Origin of the sequence: Streptomyces sp. NPDC091387, assembly GCF_044756945.1 — a bacterium.
Classification (GTDB): Bacteria; Actinomycetota; Actinomycetes; order Streptomycetales; family Streptomycetaceae; genus Streptomyces.
The window spans coordinates 15,333-33,760 of sequence record NZ_JBIVTZ010000011.1; the positions used below are offsets into that span (position 1 = coordinate 15,333).

Consider the following 18,428-nt stretch of genomic DNA (forward strand, 5'->3'; position numbering starts at 1 on the left):
TGGTCCAGACCGCAACGTGATCGGCGGTACGGACGCCCCAGGTCACCCCTCCTCCCGCCGGAAAGGCCCTCCTCAGATGAGCGAAAGCAAGCTGGCCGGTCAGTTCTTCGACGCCGCGATCGGCCTGCTGGAGCGGGTGCGCGACGAGGAGTCCGGCAACATCGCGGCAGCCGGCAGCGCGATCGCCGACACCGTCGAGGCCGGTGGCAGGCTCTTCGCCTTCGGCGCCGGGCACTCCTCGCTCGCCGCCCAGGACGTCGTCTACCGCGCGGGCGGACTCGCCCTGATGAACCTCCTGGCCGTCCCCGGCGCACTCGGGGTCGACGTCATGCCGGCGACCCTGGGCTCGGCGCTGGAGCGGGTCGACGGCCTCGCGGGCGCGGTCCTCGACTCCAGCCCCGCGCGGGCGGGCGACATCCTCGTGATCATCTCGCTGTCCGGGCGCAACGCGCTGCCGGTGGAGATGGCGATGAACGCGCGTGCGCTGGGCGTGAAGGTCATCGGCGTCACCTCGGTCGCGTACGCGGACGGCACCCGGTCCCGGCACAGCTCGGGCGGCTTCCTGCGGGACCACTGCGACATCGTTCTCGACAGCAAGATCGCGATCGGTGACGCGGAGCTGAACGTCGACGGCATCGAGGCACCGTTCGCGCCCGCGTCGACCGTGGTCACCAGCGCGGTGATGCAGGCGATGATGGCGGCGGCGGCGGAACGGCTGCTGGAGCGGGGCGTGGAGCCGCCGCTGCTGCGGTCGGGGAACGTCGACGGGGGCCACGAGTGGAACGGCCGCGTGATGACGCAGTACGCGGACCGGATCTTCTACCGGCACTGAGGGCCTGACCGGGCCCTGGGGGGCGCCTCCGGCGCGAGGGTTCCGCCCTCAGCCGCCGGACGGGCTGATCCCCCCGGGCCCCGCCCCCAGCGACTGGTACAGGTCCACCGAGGCCGCGACGCGGTCCGCCACGCTCTCCGCGTACACCGCGTCCGGGCGCTCGAAGGCGGCGCGGTTCGCCGAGCGCAGGAACGTCACCACGCCGAGCGTCCGCCCCCGGCTCCGCAGCACCGCGCACAGGGCGTGCACCGAGCCGTCCGGCCACTGGCGCTCGGCCGCCCACTCCCCGGCGGCCCGCTCCGCCCCCGCCGTGGCCCGTACCGAGCCCGTGCGGTCCACCGCCCGCAGGGCCGGGTGGCCCGGTACGTACCGCAGCGGGATGCCGCCGCAGGCCACCGGCAGGCACGGGCCCGGTGCGTCGGACGGGGTCGCCGCCGCGCGGACCAGCCGCTCCCCCGCCACCAGGTCGACCAGCGCGTGGTCGGCGAAGCCCGCGAGTGCGTAGTCGAGCGAGGTGGTCGCCGCCTCCATGGGGTCCTCGCACTCGGCCGCCGACCGCGAGGCCCGGTGCAGCTGATTGGACCGGAAGCGCACCCGGTCCGCGTCCTGGGCGGCCACTTTCGTGTCCGTGATGTCCTGGAACAGCCAGCCGACGCCCAGCGGCACCGGCTCCTCCGCCAGCGGTGAGGCCAGCCGCAGGAAGCCGCTGCGCCAGCAGCGGCGCCGGTTGCCCTCGGCCGTCCGCAGCGTCACCCACAGCTCGGCGGGGCCGGGCGGGGCGCCGGCGGCCAGTACGTGCTGGAGCGCCCCCTCCAGGTCCTCCACGCCCTGCACGATGAGCTCGCCCAGCGGCCGCCCCAGCAGCGTCGTGCGGCCGCCTCCGAGCGCACGGGCGGCGTGGGCGTTGACGACGGTCGGCCGCAGGTCCACGTCGACGAGGACGACGCCCCATGACGCGTCCTCGAACAGCGCCTCGCTCAGCGCGATGGCCCGCTCCAGGTCGATCTGCGCATGGACCTCGCTGAACGCGCAGTACACCCCGGCGGGCTTCCCGTCCGCGCCCCGCACCCCGGCCGACTGGGTCCGCACGAGCACCCGCCCGCCGTCCTTGCGCAGCAGCGCGAACTCGTGCACCTGCCGCCCCGGCCCGTCCATGACGGCCATCAGCCGCCCCTGCACCTCGTCCGCGTCCGCCCGTCGCACGGCCCATCCGGCGAACCCGGGCCGCCCGACGGCCTCCTCGGCGGACCAGCCGAGGATCCGCTCGGCCTCGCGGTTCCAGTGGGTGACGGTGCCGTCCGCGTCGAAGGCGCAGAGCGCGGCGTCCATCCCGTCGAGCAGGGCCGCCAGCAGCTCCGAGCCCGGCACCGCGCCCGGACCGGCCTCCGGCACTCCGTCCGGCGTCCCGTCGGGCCGGCCCTCCGGGCCTTCCTCGGGCCCGAGGGCGTCGGTGGTTCCGCTGCTCCTGGAAGCACTCATCCCGTACCCCTCGCAGGACGTGTCCGGCATTGCTGCACGTCAGACCATTGAACTCGAACGTGACCCAGCACACAGCGACTTCACCGAAATCGATGGCACGGATAATTCGGTTGTGCGGCCCGCGGGGAGGTTCCTAGGCTGCGGGTACACATGAAGGGAGGTGCTCCGGAAGTGATTTCTTTTCGGACTCGTGAGGTGACTGCGGGCTGACGCCCGTCGTCGCGCTCTTTGCAGTGCAGGCCGGTCGCCGGCCAATCCCAAGCAGTCACCGACCCGCAGGCTCGCCGGTAAGTCCGGCCGGCTCCTCCGCAAGGAGGGACCAGAGCCTGCGGGTTTCTGCGTGTCCGGGGGCGGACACGGGTCCGGACCCGCCCTACGGGCACAGCCGCTCGACGCGCCAGGTCCCGTCACCGCTGCCGGCCTCGGCCTCCCGTACGTAGCGCAGCCGGTCGTGCAGGCGGTTCTCGTGGCCCTGCCAGAACTCGATCGTGCGCGGAACGACCCGGAAGCCGCCCCAGTGCGGGGGTGCCGGGATCTGCTCGCCCTCCGGGTAGCGGGCCGCCAGCTCCTCGTAGCGCCGGACCAGTTCGTCGCGGGAGCCGATCACCGTGGACTGCGCGCTCGCCCAGGCGCCGAGCTGGGAGCCGTGGGGGCGGGTGCGGAAGTAGGCGGCCGTCTCCTCGCGGCCCACGCGGGCCGCGGTGCCGGTGACGATGACCTGGCGGGCCAGCGGGTGCCAGGGGAAGAGCAGCGACACATGAGGATTCGCGGCCAGCTCGCGGCCCTTGCGGGACTCGTAGTTGGTGAAGAAGACGAAGCCGCGCTCGTCGTACATCTTCAGCAGCACCGTGCGGGAGGACGGCACGCCCTCGGGCGTTGCCGTGGACACGACCATGGCATTCGGCTCGTGGAGCATCCCACCTGCGGCGATCTGCCGGAACCAGCGGGCGAACTGCTGCATGGGGTCGGCGGCCAGGCTGTCCTCGGTGAAGCTCTCGGAACGGTACTGCTCGCGCATCGCGGCCGGATCGGTGGTGGAATCGAAGGAGGAATCTGCGGTGGACACACGCTCATCCTGCCGCAGCGGCCGAGTCTGCCCGGCGAGGAGGGTCACCAACCGTTCCGGGAGAGAACGGGGAGCTGTGCCGGATGTCACGCTTCCCGGTCACGTCGGAACCCGCCAGTATCGAGGGGCAGGCCCTTCGGGGCCCGTCCAGAGCCGCCGATCCGAGGGAGCCGCCTGATGTCCGACTTCGTACCCGGACTCGAAGGAGTCGTCGCGTTCGAAACGGAGATCGCCGAACCCGACAAGGAAGGCGGTTCGCTCCGGTACCGCGGGGTCGACATCGAGGATCTCGTCGGCCATGTGTCGTTCGGCAACGTCTGGGGGCTGCTGGTCGACGGGGCGTTCAACCCCGGCCTGCCGCCGGCCGAGCCGTTCCCGATCCCGGTCCACTCCGGTGACATCCGGGTCGACGTGCAGTCCGCGCTGGCGATGCTCGCCCCCGTGTGGGGGCTGAAACCCCTGCTGGACATCGACGAGGAGACCGCGCGCAACAACCTCGCGCGGGCGGCCGTCATGGCGCTCTCGTACGTCGCCCAGTCGGCGCGCGGGCAGGGGGTGCCGATGGTCCCGCAGAGCGAGATCGACAAGGCGGGGTCCGTCGTGGAGCGGTTCATGATCCGCTGGCGCGGCGAGCCGGACCCCCGCCATGTGAAGGCCGTGGACGCGTACTGGACGTCGGCCGCGGAGCACGGCATGAACGCCTCGACGTTCACCGCCCGCGTCATCGCCTCGACCGGCGCCGACGTGGCCGCCGCGCTCTCCGGCGCGGTGGGCGCCATGTCGGGCCCGCTGCACGGCGGCGCACCGTCCCGGGTGCTCGGCATGATCGAGGAGATCGAGCGGACCGGGGACGCCGCCGCGTACGTGCGCAAGGCCCTCGACAAGGGCGAGCGCCTGATGGGCTTCGGCCACCGCGTCTACCGCGCGGAGGACCCCCGCGCCCGGGTGCTGCGGCGCACGGCCGAGGAGCTGGGCGCGCCGCGCTTCGAGGTGGCGCAGGCCCTGGAGAAGGCCGCGCTGGAGGAGTTGCACGCGCGCCGCCCGGACCGGGTGCTGGCGACGAACGTGGAGTTCTGGGCGGCGATCATGCTGGACTTCGCGGAGGTCCCGGCGCACATGTTCACGTCGATGTTCACGTGTGCCCGTACGGCGGGCTGGTCGGCGCACATCCTGGAGCAGAAGCGGACGGGCCGCCTGGTGCGGCCCTCGGCCACGTACATCGGGCCGGGGACGCGCAGCCCGCGGGAGATCCCGGGCTTCGACCAGCTGGCGGACCTGGGCAACTGAGGACGTCGAGGCCCCCTGCACGCCGGGCCCCGACTCGACACGGTTCAGCGACCAGCCGGGCGCCCGCCGCTCCGCCGTCAGCGCGGGCGTCCGGGCGTCGCCGTGCCGCACCCGTCGCACGCCTGTGTCATGCCTGTGTCATTGCCGCCGCACTCTGGGATGCGTCGCGGCGCGCTTCGGTGACGCACTGCCGTCGTCGCGCCGTCCAGCCGTTGAACGTACGGGCTGTCCTCTCGGGCAGCTCTCACTGCCAGTGAGGTCACATTGACGCACAAGGGACGCATCCTCTTCGCGGTCGCTCTCAGCACCATGGCGCTCGGGCTCACGGCCTGCAATGACGACGAGGACGCGTCGTCGTCGGCGCAGGACTCGCCCTCGGCGTCCGCCCCGGCATCGTCCGACCCGGGCAGCGAGAGCCCGTCGGCGAGCACCGGCGACGACGGTGCGGCGCCGGCCGGGGGCGACACCACCGCGCCGGGCACGAAGCTCAAGATCGGCGACAAGGCGGTTCTGCCGTTCACGTACGGGACCGAGAAGAAGGGCACCATCGCCGTGACCGTCACGGCGATCGAGAAGGGCGCAGAGGCCGACATGGCCGGGTTCGGCGCGAAGGCGAAGGGCATGACGCCCTATTACATCCGGATGAAGGTCGAGAACGTCGGCGGCACCGATCTGGCGTACGCGTCGCTGAAGCTGCGCGGCGAGCTGGAGGACCGCGGCCCCACGGGCATCGTCCTGATCGGCGACCTCCCGGGCAAGTGCGACAACGAGACGGCACCCCGCGACTTCACCACCAAGGGCGCCTCGTACGAGACCTGCTCGCTCAGCGCCACGAAGACCACGCCCATCACGGCCGCCTCGTTCGACGAGGGTGACGCGTACAGCGACAGCCCGGTCCTCTGGACCAACTGACAAGCCGTTCCCGTGTCAGTGCGCGCCGGGCATCTCGTCCTTGACGGCATGCCCGGCCGGAGCCGCGGAGTTGGACCAGTTCCTGGTGGAGAGCACCAGCAGATATCCGTCCGGGTCCCGGACTGTCACGCCCCAGGTGTCCCCGTACGGATTGTGCGCGGGTACCCGCTTGCCGCCGCGCAGTTCGAGCCGCTCCACGAGGGTGTCCGGCACCGGTTCACCGAGGTAGACGACCAGAGGTCCTCGGGGGTGGGGCGCGGTGCGGTGGGGGCGGCGGGGTCGTGTACGAGTTCCAGGTGCCAGGCCGCGTCCGGCCAGCCGGCCATCAGCAACGCGTGTCGGCCCGGCGTGCCGTCGGCCTCGTGCCGGTACAGGATGTCGAGGCCGAGCCCGGAGACCCAGAAGCGTTCGGCGGCCCGGAGATCGCGTGACGGGCGGGCGATGCGTACGTGCGCCGCGGCGTTGGCGGGCATGGGGCGACCTCCTGACGGGCGCGGACCGGCCGTGGGCCGGCCGGTGCTCGGCGACGGAGCCTAACGAGGGGGCGCCCGTGCGCGCATCGGCCGTTCGGCCTAAGGCCTGTTGCGAAGACCTCGATCGGCAAGAGCGATGGTGCCTGGACCCCTGCGGCACGCTACTTCTGCGGTCGCATCAGGTGCAGGTCATCACCCCATGCGTCCAGCACCGCGCCATGTCCAGCTTGCCGGGCCACTGCCTCGACCTGGGCGAAGAGACGACGCTGCGTGGACACATCGCCCGTGCCTGAGATGTGGTCTGCAGCGTCGAGCAGCAGCCCGGTGTCCCAGCCGGGCAGCGGAAATCGGGCAAGCTCCCATTCCAGATACTTGTTGTAGGGACGGGGACGCCGGTCTAGGGCGAAAAGCAGCTCCAGCAGGAACCGGATGCTGTCGGCGGCGTCGAGTCGGGCCGCGAGGGCATGTCCGTCGCGGTCGTTCTTTACCGAGCGATAGAGCGAGTTGGCGTAGGCATCGAGCCATTCGCCCGCCTCTCGGAAGGCTTCGCCGACGCCGAGCCGTGCCTTGCTGGCCAGGATCCGGGCGATGACTCCATCGAGTCGGTCGAGCACGATCCGGGCGCGGGCGAGGGCGTACCGCTCGAAGCCGGGCATTCCGGCGGTGCGGAACTCGTCGAGGAAGAGGATGACGAGGTCGAGTTCTGGGGTGCGGTGCCCCGTGAACTGGGTGAGGTCCGACTTCGCGCCATCAGCGAGAACGACGTACAGGTCGTGGTCGGAGTGCTCGGTAGCCAGGCCCTCGTGCGCCCGGGAACCCTTGAGGACAAGGCCGACAACGGATGAATCAGCGGCGGCGAGTTCCACAAACGCGTCGTAGCCGAGAGGCTCCTGTGCAGTCATTGCGTGATCTCCGGTGTTGTGTGACGGGTATGCCAGTCGGCGGCCCCGGCTCGTCGGGGTCGCCCGCACCCTCTGCGGTGGCGCTTGGCCACCGCCCGAAAGATCAACGCACGTGCGAACTCTATCGCCCGGCCCGCCGAGCGGTCGGCCGCCCTCGGCGGTCAGCCGCTCGCGAGGTCCGCCGACGCTTCGATGAGGGCGAGTTGGCCCGAACTGGCTCTTCGGGTCCGGGCCTGTTCCACGAAACGGCCCAGCTCCGCGCGGACGGTGGCCGAGTCGATGCGCTTGATCACGGGCAGCGTGGCCTCGACGATCTGACAGGCGCCGTCGAGGCGGCCGGCACCGGCCAGGGCTGTCGCCTGCCGGACCGCGAAGCGGGCCTGGGAGTTGCTGTCCGCCGGGGCGGCCGGCCGGTGCTCGGCGGCGAAGAGGTCGGCGGCCAGGTCGAAGCGGCGGAGGCTGAGCATGCAGGACGCCTCGATGAGCCGGGGGTTGCCGTTCTCGACGCGCGGGCCCCAGTGAGGGGTCCGGTGGCCGATGACCTCGGCGGCGTGGCTGCTGAACCGCTCCAGCGCCTCCCGGCAGGCCACCGCGTCGCCACGGCGCGCGTGCCCCAGGGCCGCGCGTCGTGCGGCGTGCGCGCGGATCACCGGGTTGGCGGCCGGGTGCCCGGCGGCCCGGTCGGCGAATCCGATCGCCGCAGTGGTGTCGCCGCGGTGCTGGGCGATGAACGCCTTGCGGACCAGGGCGTACGCGGCCACCGTTTCGTCCCCGCCCTGCGCGCCCCAGCGGACGGCGAGGTTCGTCCAGCGCAACGCCTCCGCGGGGTTTCCCGCCTCCTGTGCCATCCACCCCGTGTATTCGGCGAACCTCGATGCCAGCAGCCAGATCTCGGCCCGCTGCTCGCCGACGGCGTGCGGTCCGGCGTCCGTCAGGATGTGCGTGATCGACTTCATCGAGGCGGTGACGAACCTCGGGCCGGTGGATCTGCCGATGTCCTTGAGGTCCCGCAGGACCCGCTCGTATCCGGCGACCACGGGACCGGCCTCGACGACGTCCTCGAACCGGGCGGCGCGGCGGCCGGCCCCGGCCAGCTCGACGAGTTCCCCGCCGGTGCCGAAGGCCGCGTCGCAGGCCGCCGCCACAGCGGGCGTCGGGTTGCGCAGCCCGCTCTCCAGGTTGCAGATCTGCCCCTCGGACACGTTCGCGCGCCGGGCGAACTCGCGCACGCTCCACCCCTGACGTGCACGGAGTGTGGCCAGGACGACGCCGAAGTCGCCCGGCGGCAGCGGCGTGCCGGGCGATCCCCCTGCCGGGACCGTCCCTGCCGCGCTGTCCGCCGGATCCATACCCGCCAGCGTACGGAGCCTCGCGGCCGCTATTCAATCCCCGGCGAATAGCGGCCGAGCGTGTACTCCGTACCCGGGGTGAGCACGATCCTGACGTCAAGGCTCGTCAGAGAGGGGGCAATTGTGCCGCGCATCTTCCTCAGCTTTCGCAAGGCGGACTCCCGGTGGATGCGGGACCGCGTCTACCGCACGCTGTCTGACCGTTTGGGTGCCGCCGAGATCTTCAAGTCGGGCCAGTCGATCCCGCCCGGGGCCGATTACGCCGAGATCCTGCGGCGGCAGGCCGCCGAGTGCGAGCTCATGTGCGTACTGATCGGGCCGGGGTGGCTCGACGCGCGGGGCGAGGACGGTGTGCGGCTCCTGGACCGGGCTCACGACTGGGTCCGGCTGGAGATCGCGACAGCTCTGCGGGCGGGAAACCGCGTCGTCCCGGTCCTTCTGGGTGACGCGACGACGCTGCCCGACGCCTCGGTGCTGCCGGCCGAGATCGCGCAGCTGGGGCATCTGCAGTTCGTCCGCGTTCCGGAGACCCATCTGCCGGACGGGCTGGACCACTTGGGCGACGCGGTGACCGATCTCCTGCCCCGTACCGCCTCCGGACCCGGGCGCGGCACGGCGCCGGCCGCGGAGCCGTCCATGACGATGACGGCCCATGTGTCCGGCGGCGGCAACGCCTACCAGGCGGCCCGTGATCAGACGATCAGGCCGGCGTGAGGGGCGGACGATGAATCATCCCGGAGCGGACGGTGCTCACCGGATCGGGCCGTACACGCTGCTCGCACCACAGGGCGCGGTCGGCGGGAACGAGGTCTTTTCGGCCCGCACGGACGAGGGGCTGCTCGTCACGGTCACGGTCGTGGGGCCCGCGCTCGCCGCGGACCCGGAGTTCCGGGACCGGTTCCGGGCCGCTGTCGAGGCGGCACGGGCCCTGTCCGGTGCCTTTCTCGTACCGGTGGTGGATGCCGACGCCGACGCGTCGGTTCCGTGGCTGGCGACCCGGTTCACCGCCGGGCTGCCGCTCCGGCAGGCGGTGGACCGGCACGACTCACTGTCCGAACCTGCCCTGCGGATGCTCGCCGACGGCCTCGCCCAGGCCCTGGCCGTGCTCCACGCGGCCGGGACGGTCCACGGCGGGGTGACCCCGGAATCGGTGCTGCTGACCATGGACGGGCCCCGCATCTCCGCCCTGGGGATGGCGGGGGCCACCGCGAGCCCGGCGCCCGCCCCGACGGACGACATGTTCGACCTCGGGTCGACCGTGCTGTTCGCGGCGTGCGGCGACAGGCCGGACACGGGCACCCTCCCGGTGTCGCTGCGCGACGTGATCGGCGGCTGCCTGTACCCGGACCCGCCGGACCGTCCCACCGCCGAACAGCTCGTCGACTACCTGCGGCATCAGAACCTGCCTGCTCTCCAATGCAGTTGGCTGCCGCCGGCGGTAACCGCCGACATGGCCGCCGCGGCCGCGGCCGTGGGATCTGCGTCCGCCGGGGGCGGCGCCCGGGACCCGGTTCCTCCGCCGCCGGCGACCACCGGCACGGGTGTCAGCCGCCGGCAGCTGATCATCGGTCTGGCCGGGGGCGTGGCCGTACTCGGCGGAGGAGCGGCGGCACTCGCCTTCTCCGGCGACTCGTCACCGGCGCCCGATGGCCGGGCCGGCTCCACTTCGCGGCCGGCCTCTCCGTCAGGCGTGCGCTCCCCGTCGGCCTCCGCCGCGTCGCCGTCCTCGACGGACGGACCGGCGCAGATCGTCCTGGACGGCCCCGACGCCACCAAGGCCTGGTCAGGCACCGGAAAGAACGCTCCCACCTGCCTGGAGGCGTCCGACAAGGTGGTCATGGTGGTCACGGACGCCGCCACGTCCTTCCTGGACGCCGAGACCGGGGACTCCGTGTTCCAGAAGCTGAACACGACCAACCAGTTCGGCACGAGCATGTCCACGTACCCGACGGCGTACGCGGACGGAGTGTTCTACCTGCTCTGCGACACACCGAGTAAGTCAGGCCTGCTGGCGGCGTTCGACGCCGGCAGCGGGAAGGTGAAGTGGGCGACCAAGATGGCCGACGCAGAGCCCGGCGGCGGCAAGCATCTGACGTTGTACTCCAGCCACTATGTGGCGGCCGCGGGGAACACCGTGTACGTGTGCGGGAATGTGATGGACACATCGAAGTCGTACTCGGACAAGGCTCCGAGCACCGGCTACATCCGCGCGTTCGACGCCGCGACCGGTAAGGGACTGTGGCGGGTCAAGGGCACCGACATCAACAACGTGCTCGTGCCGCCCACCGGTTCCCACCTGCTGGCCACCTCGGCCGTTCCGGGCGAGAAGCCCGGCCGCGTCCAGATGATCGACGCCGGCCGGAAGGGCGCCCGCGGCTGGAACGTCCCCGTCCAGCGCGACGCGTTCTACTTCACCACCGGCTGGCCGCTGACGTGCTACGCCGACGGGCTGTTCCTCTTCGCCGGCGGCAACGGCAACAAGCTGTTCGCCGTCGACGCGGCCACGGGCAGCGAGAAGTGGCATCAGCGCTTCGACGCGAAGAGCGGGGACGAGGTCCGTATCGGTACCCCGTTCTCCAGCCCGGACGGTGCGACCGTCTTCGTACCGGTCGGCAGCGACCTGGCCGCCCTGGCCACGGCCGACGGCACGATCCAGTGGGTCGCGACGCTAGATGGGGCCAACGACATGGGTGGCGCCAACTCGTTCGCTGCCTCCTCCGGGTTGGGCGGCAAGGACGCGCAGTGTTCGGCCGACACCGTCTTCGCCACCGATGGCGCCAAGACGCTGTGGGCCATCGACGCGGCCACCGGCAGGGCCCGGTGGAAATACAACGACCCCGGGCAGCCGGACGTCGGGTTCAAGTGGGCAGTGGGCGGCGACCACGTGTTCATCGCCTCCCACCTGACCATGACCGCTATCGCGGCCCACGGACGGTAAGGGACAAGGAGAAGACATGGACACGAGTGTGGAACTCGCCGGCCTGGCATCGGCGGCCGCGGCGCGCCTGATCGATCTGCTGACGACGGACGGCTGGGCCGCGGTCAGGTCCTCGGTCCTGTCGCTGTGGCGGTCCGCGCACCCGGAGCGCGTCGATGACGAACTCGCCGACGCACGGGGCGAGTTGCTGGAGGCGCGGCGGACGGGTGGCGGCGAGGAACTCCAGGGGCTCCTGGTCGCCGAGTGGCAGGCCCGCCTCATCCGGCTCCTGGCCACGCGGCCGGACGCCGTCGAGGAGCTGCGCGCGCTGCTCGGCGAGGAACTGAGCGTCGCCGGAACCCAGGAACAGCAGATCACGGGCTCGATGACGCTGGAGGCACACGTCTCCGACGGCGACGCGTTCCTGGCCGGCCGGGACATGACCGTCACCAGGGGCGGAGAGGCGTGACGGAGCGCGGCACCGGGGCCCCGCCCCCGGACAGGCCACCCCTCTGGCAGCCGAAACACCTGGAGGCGAGCACGACCGACGGCGGCGACATCTACCAGGTCGGCCGCGACCTCCACTTTCATCACCGCGACGAGGGGCGCAGAACCGTACCCGGCCCCGGCTCCGACCAAGTGCTCTGCCCGTACCCGGGCCTGGCCCCGTTCGGCGGGCCGTACAAGCAGTGGTTCTACGGCCGTGAGCGCATGGTTCACCTCGTGTGCGAGCGGATGGACGCCCGGCTGCGGGAGGGCGGCCCCCTGGTGCTGATCGGCCCCTCTGGGGCCGGGAAGTCGTCCCTGCTGTCGGCCGGGGTACTGCCGGCCCTGGACGCCGGCCGGCTCCCGGTGGCGGGTTCGAGCGCCTGGCCACGGCTGCTGCTGACCCCGACGGCGACCCCGGCCCTGGCGCTGGCGGCGGCCGCCGGCCTCGACGCCGAGACCGCCCAGCGCACGGCACCGGAGTGGCGGGCCGATCCCGCACGGTGCCTTGCCGAGCTGCGCGAGATCACCAAAGCCGGGGAGTCCCCCTCGGCGGGTCTGGTCGTCGTGGTCGACCAGTTCGAGGAGATCTTCACGGCCTGCAACGACGAGGCCGAACGGAAGTGGCTCATCGACGTGCTCGACCGTCTGGCCCGGCCCACGGGCGGTGCGGTCGTGGTACTGGGAGTGCGCGCGGACTTCTATGCCGCGTGCACGGCCCATCCGCAGCTCATGGCGGCACTCCGGGCCGGCCCGGTCCTGCTGGAGCCGATGACGGAGGACGAACTCAAGGACGCGATCCGCCGCCCGGCCGGCAACGTGGGGCTCACCGTCGAAGACGGCCTGGTCGAAGTGCTGCTGGCAGACCTGGGCGCGGTCGGCAGACCGAGCGGCAGGAACACCACGGGCCGGCTGCCGCTGCTCGCACACGCGCTGCGGGCCACCTGGCAGCAGCGCCACGGCCACACGCTCACCGTGGACGGATACCGCGTCACCGGCGGCATACAGGGCGCCATCGCCAACACGGCGGACCGGCTCTACGACACTCTGCCGCTGGCCTGCCACGAGGCCGCGCGCTGGGTGTTCCTGCGGCTGGTCATCGTGGGACGCGACGCCGACGACAGCCGACGGCGCGTCCGGTACGAAGAGCTGCTGCGTCACGCGCCGGACCGGGGCGCGGCCATCAGGGTGCTGGACGACTTCACCCGTGGCCGACTGCTGACCCGGGACCGGGACACGGTGGTGATGACACATGAGGTGCTCATCCGCGCCTGGCCCCTGTTGCAGGACTGGATCCAGCACGACCGCAACGGGAACCTCGTACGACAGGATCTGGAGGAGGCGGCCGCGCTCTGGGAGCAGGCGGGCCGGGAGGCGGCCGCGCTGTACCGCGGCATCCGCCTGGAGACGGCCCTCGCCTGGGCGGACACGCACGGGGCGGAGCTCAGTGCCGTCGACCGGGCCTTCCTGGCGGCCGCCGCCCACCATCAGCGGCGCGGGCAACAGCTCCGGCGCGCCGCGGTCGCCACCATCACCACCCTGGCCGTGCTCGCCTCGATGGCCGCGGTGTTCGCCTTCCGGCAGGAGTCCCACGCCCGGGACTCCGCCACCGATGCCCTGCGCTCCCGCGACAAGGCTGTCAACGCCGCCGTCGCCTCCACGTCCGTCCAACTGGCGCAGAGCGATCCCTCACTGTCCGCTCAACTCGCGCTGACCGCGCACCGCATGGACCCGACCCCGGAGGCGGCGTCCCGGCTCATCTCGACCGAGAACATCCCGCTGGCCACCCGGCTTCCCGGCCCGCGCGGCGCGGTGTACACCGTGGCCTACAGCCCCGACGGGCACATGCTGGCGGCCGGGAACGTCTACCAGAACCTCGTCCGGCTGTGGGACGTCTCCGATCCCGGCCGTCCGGTGTCGCTGGGCCGACCTGTACCCATGGACCGTTCTGTCGATTCGATCCTGTCGCTCGCGTTCAGCCCGGACGGCCGAGTGCTGGCCGTCGGTGGCCACACCAACCACAACGGCGACAACGGTTCCGGCGGATTCGTCGACCTGTGGAGCCTGACCAGCCCCAGTCACCCGGTGGGGCTCGGCCGGCTGAAGAGTCCCGCCATTCAGGGCTTGGACGCCATGGGCGCCGTCGAGTCGCTCGTGTTCAGTCCCGACGGCCGCACCCTGGCCGCCGAATGGCACGCCGGACTCATCAGCTTCTGGAACGTCACTCGCCCCGACCACGTCGATCCCGCGAAGGCGCCCCTGAACCTGAAGTGCCCAGATGTCTACTCGGATCGCATCGTGTTCAGCCCCACCGGGCACACCCTGGCCGCAGCATGCAACGACAAGGCCGGAACCATCAGTCTGTGGAACACCACGGACCCGGCCCACCCCGGCCGGATCGGCAAGACCCTGAAGGCCGGGCAGCGCGTCGACTCCCTGGCGTTCAGCCCCGGGGGCCGCACCCTGGCCGCCGGCACCGGCGACAGCAAGGTCCGTCTGTGGAAGGTCTCCGACACCGGCCACCTCACCCCCCTGGGCAAGCCGCTGACGGGTCCCGACCGGCCTGTCATGTCGGTGGCGTTCAGCCCCGACGGCCATACCCTGGCCGCAGGAAGCGCCGACCACACCATCCATCTGTGGAACGTCACCCACCCCGGGACCATCGGCCCTCTGGGCCGGCCGCTGACCGGTCCCGGCGACTCGGTGACCAGCGTGGTGTTCAGCCCCGACAGCCGCACGCTCGCCGCCGGGAACAGCGACGGCAACGTCGATCTGTGGAATCTGCCGCCGACCCGGATCATCGGCGCCGGCGGCAATGTGGCGTCCGTGGCGTTCAGCCCCGACGGGCACACCCTGGCCGCCGGAAACCAGAACGCCACCGTCTCGCTGTGGAACACCACCGACCCCAACAACCCCGCTCCCCAGGGTGATCCACTCACCGGCCCCAAGCACCCGGTCGACGCGGTGGCGTTCAGCCCGGACGGGCACACCCTGGCCGCGGGCGACAGCGGCGGCACCGTCACGTTGTGGAACACCACCAACCCCAGTCATCCCGTGCGCATCCCCAAGACCCTCACCGGGGCGGACGGGCTCATCTTCTCCCTGGCGTTCAGCCCCGACGGGCATACCCTGGCCGCGGCCGGCGACAACGAGCTCGGCCACATCGCCCTGTGGGACATCAGCGACCCCGCAAACCCCGCCTACCCGTCCAACATCTCCAATTCGGGCACCGCGTCCGTCCAGTCCCTGGCGTTCAGCCGCGACGGCACGATGCTGGCGGCCGGCGGCGACGGCAGCAACGGCACCGTCGGACTGTGGAGCACGACGGACCTCGGCATCCGCATCGGAGAGCCGATCAAGCAGCCGACCGGCACCAGCACCTGGGTGGCGTTCAGCCCGGACGGCCGCACGCTCGCCACCGGGAACAGCCGCGGCACCATCACCCTGTGGAATGCCACCGACCCCAACCACCTCACGCGCAGGGGAAGCCCCCTGACCGTGCCCGACGGCAGCATGTGGTCGGTGGCGTTCAGCCCGGACGGGCACACGCTCGCAGCGGCCGGCGCCACCGACAGCGGCACCATCAACCTGTGGAACGTCACCGATCCCGACCACCCCACCGCCATCGGCCGGCCACTGACCGTGGAGACCGGAGCCGTCGCCGTTCTGGCGTTCAGCCCGGACGGTCACACCCTGGCCGCCACCACGGACGACGGTGTGGCCACGCTCTGGGACCTGCGAGCCAAGTCCGCCATCAACCGGATCTGCGCCGGGAGTTCCGGCGCCCTGAGCCGACAGCAGTGGAGCCGGTACGTTCCCGAGCTGCCCTACGACCCACCGTGTGCGGCCACCTAGGCCGAGGGTGTGGTGCACGCGCCGGAGGGCCCTTGCCCTGGTCACCTCGCTGTTCAATAGTCAGGTGACCGTACTATGGTCACTCGCATGGTCGACATTGGCAGATCCATGCAGGAACCGACCCTGCTCATCCTCACGGCCCTGGCCGACAGGCCCCGGCACGGCTACGCGCTGGCTCAGGAGATTCTGGCGATTTCTCAGGGCCGCGTGCGGCTGCGCACCGGGACGCTCTACGGGTCTCTTGAACGCCTGCAGGGGGAAGACCTGATCGAGGTCTTCTCGGAGGAGGTGGTCCAGGGTCGGCTCCGGCGTACGTACACGCTCACCCGCACCGGACGGGACACCCTCGCCGCAGAGGTCCGGCACATCACTGCCCACGCCCGCGAGGCCACCCGACGCCTCAAGCAAGCCACCATCGCCCCGGCCGGAGGCCCCGCATGACCGACTCCCTGCGCTCCCCCCGCGTCCTGTCCCTGTACCCGCGCCGCTACCGGGCAAGCCACGGCGCCGAGATCCTGGCGATGTACCGGGACACCGCCGAGGGCGCCTCAGCGACAGCCGGACGTCTGGAGCAACTGGACATCGCGGCACATGCGTTGCGTGTGCGGACGCGCACCGGATCAAGCGATCGTGCCGGTCGCTTCCTGGTGGCCACCGCCCCGTACGCCTTGGCGGCCGCCGGGTCGATCGCCGCCGCCGGGCTGACCACCACCGTGGCGGACGCCGTGCGTGACGCGAGCACGGACGGGGTGAATCTCCTCGGCACAGCGGTGTACGCGGCCGTGCTGGTGGCCGGGGCCATGGCCTGCCTGGGACGCTGGTCGGCATCCCGGACACTGGGGGCGCTGTCCCTCGTGGCACTGCTCGCCGGGGCTCAAGGGTCCGCCTGGCTGATCCCGCTCCTGGCCCTGGTGACGGCGATGCCCGCGGCGGTCGGCCCAGGGAGAATTGACTGTCGGCTGGCCTCGGCCTACGCCGTCATCACCTGGCTGCCTTCTCTGTACGCGGCCGTCTCGGGTGACAGCGCCTTCTTTCTCGGAGCGATCCAGCAACTCGGCCCCACCATGCTGCTGATCGCCATCCGCACAGCGGCTCCGGACGTCCGCCCCCGGCACATCCTCGCGATCCTGATGGCCGGGGCACCATGGGCCACCGCACCGGCAGGCTCACCGATCGGAGCCGCCATCGTCGTCACAGCGCTGCTCCTGGCCTGGGGAGTTGGCCGCGTGTCCCGCAGACGGCTCTCCGCCACTGCCTGAGCGCCGGCTCGTCGCAGACCGGCACGGCTCGTCGGCGGACCACCGCAGCGGTTCGCCGACCGAGATGCCGCACAGGGGCGGGGCTCGGTGGTCGTCGAGCGCCTCAGCGGCCCACGTGCGCGGTGAACGCGGCCCAGGCGGCGGGCGGGAGGGCGAGTTCCGGGCCCTCGGGGTGCTTGGAGTCGCGGACGTGTACGGCGGCGGGGTGCGCGGCGACTTCGACGCAGGCGCCGCCTTCGTCGCCGCTGTAGCTGGACTTCTGCCAGGCGTAGCCGACTTCGAGGCACTGGCCGCCCTCGTCGCCGCTGTAGCTGGACTTCCGCCACTCGTAGGCGACTTCGAGGCACTGGCCGCCCTCGTCGCTGCTGTAGCTGGACTTGAACCACGCGCGTGCAGTGCTCATTGCTCTCCCAGCAGACGGTCCAACAGGCCCAGGGTGTCTTCGGGACTGAGGGCCTGAGCTCGCAGCATCGCATATTTCTGGGACAGGATGCTGATCTCATCGGGGTCGGCGACGAGCAGGCTGCCGCGCTGGGTCTCGGAGTAGGCGACCTGTTGATAGTCCGGTGTTTCCAGGAGCGTGAACGGACCGGCGAGCCCGGCATGGGTCCGGTGGCTCAGCGGGAGAATCTGAAGGCTGACCCCCGGCAGCGTTCCACACGTCCGCAAGTGGCGGAGCTGCTCCACATGCGTCTCGTCGTCGACGAGTTGAAGCCTCACCACCGGCTCCCAGATGACGAAGCTGATCGTCGGCGGTTCGCTGCGGTGCAGGATCTCCTGGCGTTCCAGCCGGGAAGCGGTCTGAACCGCGATCTTCTCCTCGCTGAACACGGGGACCCGGTTGCGGAAGACCGCCCGTGCGTAGGCCTCGGTCTGGAGCAGTCCGGGCAGGACCTGGTTGTCGTACCAGGAGAGGGCCAGCGCTGTCCGCTCCAGGTCCATGTACTGCTCGGCCCAGGCCGGTACGAGGTCGACCTCCGGCATGTTCTCCACCGCCGTGGCCAGCGCGCCCTTCGTCTCCAGCAACTGGTCCAGCCGGCTCGCCAGGTCCGGGAGGAGCGAGCGGCGGCCCTGCTCGATGGAGGCGATCGTCTCCACCTGCACTCCCACCGCATTCGCGAGTTGGGCCTGCGTCAGACCCGCCGCGACGCGGAACAGGCCGAGCAGCTTGCCCACGAGTTTCATGGCCGAGGCGTTCTTGCGCTGCCGATTACTGGGGTGCATACGGTCCCCACTCCCACCCTTGTCCGTGGTTCACGCCTCGGCGCACTCGTACAGGAAATCTGTACGGGTGCCCTGTCGCCGGCCGTCCCGGCCACGAGGCTCGTGGCTCGAAGCTCGCAGCTCGGGGCTCGGGTCCCGGGCTTCGAGAGGGGCGGTTCACTCGTTCGAGCGTATGAAGGGGCAGGTCGGCCCGGGTCTTGGGGCTTGGGATTCGAGCTGCGAGATTCGAGCTGCGAGATTCGAGCGCCTTCTTTTAACCGGTAGGGAAAGAAGGGTGGTTGGGAAAACCTTCCCGACCTCCCTGACCCGTCACGACCAGCAAGTATGACTAATGGTGACAGCTTGCGACGGTGCGTGGCGACTGTCTACGGTGCGAGAACTAAACGA

Annotated in this window: 15 protein-coding genes and 1 pseudogene; 9 read left to right on the plus strand and 7 right to left on the minus strand. The window is 71.4% G+C overall.

Annotation, left to right across the window (positions count from 1 at the left end; genetic code table 11):
• The first annotated feature begins 76 nt into the window (after window positions 1–76).
• Complete coding sequence (locus tag ACIQM0_RS22870) at window positions 77–832, plus strand: SIS domain-containing protein (protein ID WP_385029401.1); 756 nt, start codon at window positions 77–79, stop codon at window positions 830–832.
• 48 nt (window positions 833–880) lie between these two features.
• Here the strand turns inward: ACIQM0_RS22870 and ACIQM0_RS22875 are convergent, their stop codons facing one another.
• Both ACIQM0_RS22875 and pdxH read right to left on the minus strand, forming a co-directional pair.
• Complete coding sequence (locus tag ACIQM0_RS22875; RefSeq protein ID WP_401289507.1) at window positions 881–2,311, minus strand: PAS domain-containing protein; 1,431 nt, start codon at window positions 2,309–2,311, stop codon at window positions 881–883.
• Between the two features lie 373 nt (window positions 2,312–2,684).
• On the minus strand, window positions 2,685–3,329 hold the full coding sequence (gene pdxH / locus ACIQM0_RS22880) for a pyridoxamine 5'-phosphate oxidase (protein WP_401290197.1): 645 nt from the start codon (window positions 3,327–3,329) through the stop codon (window positions 2,685–2,687).
• A 225-nt stretch (window positions 3,330–3,554) separates the two neighbouring features.
• On the opposite strand from pdxH, the gene ACIQM0_RS22885 reads away from it, so the two are divergent.
• Window positions 3,555–4,664 carry a citrate synthase 2 gene (locus ACIQM0_RS22885; protein ID WP_363024181.1) on the plus strand — a complete coding sequence of 370 codons (1,110 nt, stop codon included), beginning with the start codon at window positions 3,555–3,557 and terminating at the stop codon, window positions 4,662–4,664.
• Window positions 4,665–4,928: 264 nt separating this feature from the next.
• Window positions 4,929–5,576: a hypothetical protein gene (locus tag ACIQM0_RS22890; RefSeq protein WP_401289511.1), complete on the plus strand. Its 648-nt coding sequence runs from the start codon at window positions 4,929–4,931 to the stop codon at window positions 5,574–5,576.
• A gap of 15 nt (window positions 5,577–5,591) precedes the next feature.
• On the opposite strand, the pseudogene ACIQM0_RS22895 reads toward ACIQM0_RS22890, so the two are convergent.
• The 3 genes and pseudogenes from ACIQM0_RS22895 to ACIQM0_RS22905 form a co-directional block, all read right to left on the minus strand.
• Window positions 5,592–6,049 (minus strand): annotated as a pseudogene (locus ACIQM0_RS22895) (VOC family protein).
• A gap of 161 nt (window positions 6,050–6,210) precedes the next feature.
• Complete coding sequence (locus ACIQM0_RS22900; protein ID WP_401289513.1) at window positions 6,211–6,951, minus strand: hypothetical protein; 741 nt, start codon at window positions 6,949–6,951, stop codon at window positions 6,211–6,213.
• Window positions 6,952–7,112: 161 nt separating this feature from the next.
• On the minus strand, window positions 7,113–8,300 hold the full coding sequence (locus tag ACIQM0_RS22905) for a helix-turn-helix domain-containing protein (RefSeq protein WP_401289515.1): 1,188 nt from the start codon (window positions 8,298–8,300) through the stop codon (window positions 7,113–7,115).
• 123 nt (window positions 8,301–8,423) lie between these two features.
• Between ACIQM0_RS22905 and ACIQM0_RS22910 the strand changes: the two genes are divergently transcribed.
• The 6 genes from ACIQM0_RS22910 to ACIQM0_RS22935 all read left to right on the plus strand — a co-directional run bounded on the left by ACIQM0_RS22910 (window position 8,424) and on the right by ACIQM0_RS22935 (window position 16,817).
• Entirely contained in the window at window positions 8,424–9,014 is a 591-nt protein-coding gene (locus tag ACIQM0_RS22910; RefSeq protein WP_401289518.1) for a toll/interleukin-1 receptor domain-containing protein, read from the plus strand.
• 10 nt (window positions 9,015–9,024) lie between these two features.
• Entirely contained in the window at window positions 9,025–11,238 is a 2,214-nt protein-coding gene (locus ACIQM0_RS22915) for a PQQ-binding-like beta-propeller repeat protein (protein WP_401289521.1), read from the plus strand.
• Between the two features lie 16 nt (window positions 11,239–11,254).
• Window positions 11,255–11,686, plus strand: coding sequence for a hypothetical protein (locus tag ACIQM0_RS22920; RefSeq protein WP_401289523.1), 432 nt, complete (start codon window positions 11,255–11,257; stop codon window positions 11,684–11,686).
• Window positions 11,683–15,558, plus strand: coding sequence for an AAA family ATPase (locus ACIQM0_RS22925; protein WP_401289525.1), 3,876 nt, complete (start codon window positions 11,683–11,685; stop codon window positions 15,556–15,558). The genes ACIQM0_RS22920 and ACIQM0_RS22925 overlap by 4 nt, the downstream gene beginning before the upstream one ends.
• An 87-nt stretch (window positions 15,559–15,645) precedes the next feature.
• Complete coding sequence (locus ACIQM0_RS22930; protein WP_401289527.1) at window positions 15,646–15,999, plus strand: PadR family transcriptional regulator; 354 nt, start codon at window positions 15,646–15,648, stop codon at window positions 15,997–15,999.
• A complete protein-coding gene (locus ACIQM0_RS22935) occupies window positions 15,996–16,817 on the plus strand; it encodes a hypothetical protein (protein ID WP_401289530.1) in 822 nt (273 codons plus the stop codon). The genes ACIQM0_RS22930 and ACIQM0_RS22935 overlap by 4 nt, the downstream gene beginning before the upstream one ends.
• A 103-nt stretch (window positions 16,818–16,920) precedes the next feature.
• Here the strand turns inward: ACIQM0_RS22935 and ACIQM0_RS22940 are convergent, their stop codons facing one another.
• Window positions 16,921–17,220: a DUF397 domain-containing protein gene (locus tag ACIQM0_RS22940; protein WP_401289533.1), complete on the minus strand. Its 300-nt coding sequence runs from the start codon at window positions 17,218–17,220 to the stop codon at window positions 16,921–16,923.
• Complete coding sequence (locus ACIQM0_RS22945; RefSeq protein ID WP_401290200.1) at window positions 17,217–18,002, minus strand: Scr1 family TA system antitoxin-like transcriptional regulator; 786 nt, start codon at window positions 18,000–18,002, stop codon at window positions 17,217–17,219. Before ACIQM0_RS22945 ends, ACIQM0_RS22940 begins: the two co-directional genes overlap by 4 nt.
• Window positions 18,003–18,428: the final 426 nt, after the last annotated feature.

What these genes read in the sequence shown, in the direction of transcription:
- ACIQM0_RS22940 (WP_401289533.1), bottom strand. Translation starts at nt 17,220, where the DNA reads ATGAGCACTGCACGCGCGTGGTTCAAGTCCAGCTACAGCAGCGACGAG.
- ACIQM0_RS22930 (WP_401289527.1), top strand. Translation starts at nt 15,646, where the DNA reads ATGGTCGACATTGGCAGATCCATGCAGGAACCGACCCTGCTCATCCTC.
- ACIQM0_RS22935 (WP_401289530.1), top strand. Translation starts at nt 15,996, where the DNA reads ATGACCGACTCCCTGCGCTCCCCCCGCGTCCTGTCCCTGTACCCGCGC.
- ACIQM0_RS22915 (WP_401289521.1), top strand. Translation starts at nt 9,025, where the DNA reads ATGAATCATCCCGGAGCGGACGGTGCTCACCGGATCGGGCCGTACACG.
- ACIQM0_RS22900 (WP_401289513.1), bottom strand. Translation starts at nt 6,951, where the DNA reads ATGACTGCACAGGAGCCTCTCGGCTACGACGCGTTTGTGGAACTCGCC.
- ACIQM0_RS22885 (WP_363024181.1), top strand. Translation starts at nt 3,555, where the DNA reads ATGTCCGACTTCGTACCCGGACTCGAAGGAGTCGTCGCGTTCGAAACG.
- ACIQM0_RS22945 (WP_401290200.1), bottom strand. Translation starts at nt 18,002, where the DNA reads ATGAAACTCGTGGGCAAGCTGCTCGGCCTGTTCCGCGTCGCGGCGGGT.
- ACIQM0_RS22920 (WP_401289523.1), top strand. Translation starts at nt 11,255, where the DNA reads ATGGACACGAGTGTGGAACTCGCCGGCCTGGCATCGGCGGCCGCGGCG.
- ACIQM0_RS22870 (WP_385029401.1), top strand. Translation starts at nt 77, where the DNA reads ATGAGCGAAAGCAAGCTGGCCGGTCAGTTCTTCGACGCCGCGATCGGC.
- ACIQM0_RS22905 (WP_401289515.1), bottom strand. Translation starts at nt 8,300, where the DNA reads ATGGATCCGGCGGACAGCGCGGCAGGGACGGTCCCGGCAGGGGGATCG.
- ACIQM0_RS22875 (WP_401289507.1), bottom strand. Translation starts at nt 2,311, where the DNA reads ATGAGTGCTTCCAGGAGCAGCGGAACCACCGACGCCCTCGGGCCCGAG.
- pdxH (WP_401290197.1), bottom strand. Translation starts at nt 3,329, where the DNA reads ATGCGCGAGCAGTACCGTTCCGAGAGCTTCACCGAGGACAGCCTGGCC.